Source organism: Streptomyces sp. NPDC054847 (assembly GCF_053610925.1).
In genome coordinates, this window is the sequence record NZ_JBSGZJ010000721.1 from 1 (window position 1) to 2,010 (window position 2,010).

The window sequence follows — 2,010 nt, forward strand, 5'->3', positions numbered from 1 at the left end:
GTACGGCGCGTTCCGCCGCTCCGCGACGGAAAACGTCGAAGGGCCCCACCGCGAACGGTGGGGCCCTTCGACATCGTGCCCGGTGAGGCACTGGCGGAGGATACGAGATTCGAACTCGTGAGGGGTTGCCCCCAACACGCTTTCCAAGCGTGCGCCCTAGGCCACTAGGCGAATCCTCCGCCGCAAACAATACAAGACGTTGAGGAGTGCTCGCGAACACCTTCCCGATCTTCCTCCCGGGGGTCATGACCACTCCCCGGCATCGGGTAGCCTGGGTGCAGCCCCTCACGTGGCGCTATCTGACTGAACTCCCCCAGGGCCGGAAGGCAGCAAGGGTAGGTCGGCTCTGGCGGGTGCGTGGGGGGCGCTTGCGTTCCCGGGGATCCGGGGCGGCTCCGGTTGTCGGTGGGCCCCGATAACCTCGTAGGTGTGTCGTCCCTTGCGCTGTACCGCCGCTACCGCCCCGAGTCGTTCGCAGAGGTCATCGGTCAGGAGCATGTCACTGACCCGCTCCAGCAGGCCCTGCGCAACAACCGGGTCAATCACGCGTACCTGTTCAGCGGGCCGCGCGGCTGCGGAAAGACGACCAGCGCCCGCATCCTCGCCCGCTGTCTGAACTGCGAGCAGGGACCGACGCCGACCCCCTGCGGGAAGTGTCAGTCCTGCCAGGATCTGGCGCGCACCGGGCCAGGATCGATCGACGTCATCGAGATCGACGCCGCTTCGCACGGTGGTGTGGACGACGCGCGTGAGCTGCGCGAGAAGGCCTTCTTCGGCCCCGCGAGCAGCCGGTACAAGATCTACATCATCGACGAGGCCCACATGGTCACCCCCGCGGGGTTCAACGCCCTGCTGAAGGTGGTCGAGGAGCCCCCGGAGCATCTGAAGTTCATCTTCGCGACCACCGAGCCCGAGAAGGTCATCGGCACCATCCGGTCGCGTACGCACCACTACCCGTTCCGGCTGGTCCCGCCCGGGACGCTCCGGGCGTATCTGGCGGAGGTGTGCGGCCGGGAGGGCATCCCGGTTGAGGACGGCGTCCTCCCGCTGGTCGTGCGGGCGGGCGCGGGCTCGGTGCGTGACTCCATGTCCGTCATGGACCAGCTGCTCGCCGGCGCCGCGGACGACGGTGTGACATATGCCATGGCGACGGCCCTCCTCGGTTACACGGACGGTTCGCTGCTCGACTCCGTCGTCGACGCGTTCGCGGCGGGCGACGGAGCCGCCGCCTTCGAGGTCGTGGACCGCGTCATCGAGGGCGGGAACGATCCGCGCCGGTTCGTCGCGGACCTGCTGGAGCGGCTGCGTGACCTGGTGATCCTCGCCGCGGTGCCGGACGCCGGCACCAAGGGGCTGATCGACGCCCCGGCGGACGTGGTCGAGCGGATGCAGGCGCAGGCCGCCGTGTTCGGCGCCGCCGAGCTCAGCAGGGCCGCGGACCTGGTCAACACCGGCCTGACCGAGATGCGGGGAGCCACGTCGCCGCGGCTGCAACTGGAGCTGATCTGCGCCCGGGTGCTGCTGCCGGCGGCGTTCGACGACGAGCGGTCGGTGCGGGCCCGGCTGGACCGCCTGGAGCGCGGGGCGTCGTTCTCGCCCGGCGGCCAGGGCCCCGCCATGGGATACGTGCCCGGGCCGGACGCCCAGGCGCATGCGCCCGCGCCGCCGGGTGCCGGACCCGCCGCCGCCCGTGCCGCGGCGCGCGGTGACGCGGCTCCCACGGTTCCCGCGCCGGCCCCGACCCCGGCGCACGAGCCGGTCGCGCCGCCCATCGGACAGCAGCCTCAGCAGCCGCCCCAGCAGCCCCCGCGACAGGAGCCGCACCAGCAGCCGCAGCCCCAGCCCGCCGCGTCCCGCCCGGGTGCCTGGCCGGGGACCGCGGGCCCGGCCGCGCCGGCGGTACCGCCCGGGCCCGGGGAGCCGGCCCGGCGGCCCGGCGGCTGGCCCGGGGGCTCCGCCGCCGGGCTGGGGGCGCCGCCGCCGGCGGCTGCCGCCCCGGCCGCCGGGGGC

General features: G+C 73.2%; 1 protein-coding gene, 1 tRNA gene and 1 other RNA gene. 2 read left to right on the forward strand and 1 reads right to left on the reverse strand.

The window, feature by feature from the left end:
* Window positions 1-91: 91 nt before the first annotated feature.
* Window positions 92-179 (reverse strand) — tRNA-Ser (locus ACWGH4_RS34640).
* A gap of 97 nt (window positions 180-276) precedes the next feature.
* Between ACWGH4_RS34640 and ffs the strand changes: the two genes are divergently transcribed.
* Together ffs and ACWGH4_RS34650 are read left to right on the forward strand one after the other, a co-directional pair.
* An RNA gene (gene ffs, locus ACWGH4_RS34645) (signal recognition particle sRNA small type) lies at window positions 277-375 on the forward strand.
* 54 nt (window positions 376-429) lie between these two features.
* Window positions 430-2,010, forward strand: a 1,581-nt coding sequence (locus ACWGH4_RS34650) for a DNA polymerase III subunit gamma and tau (RefSeq protein WP_453467828.1), incomplete at its 3' end; no start/stop codon positions are given.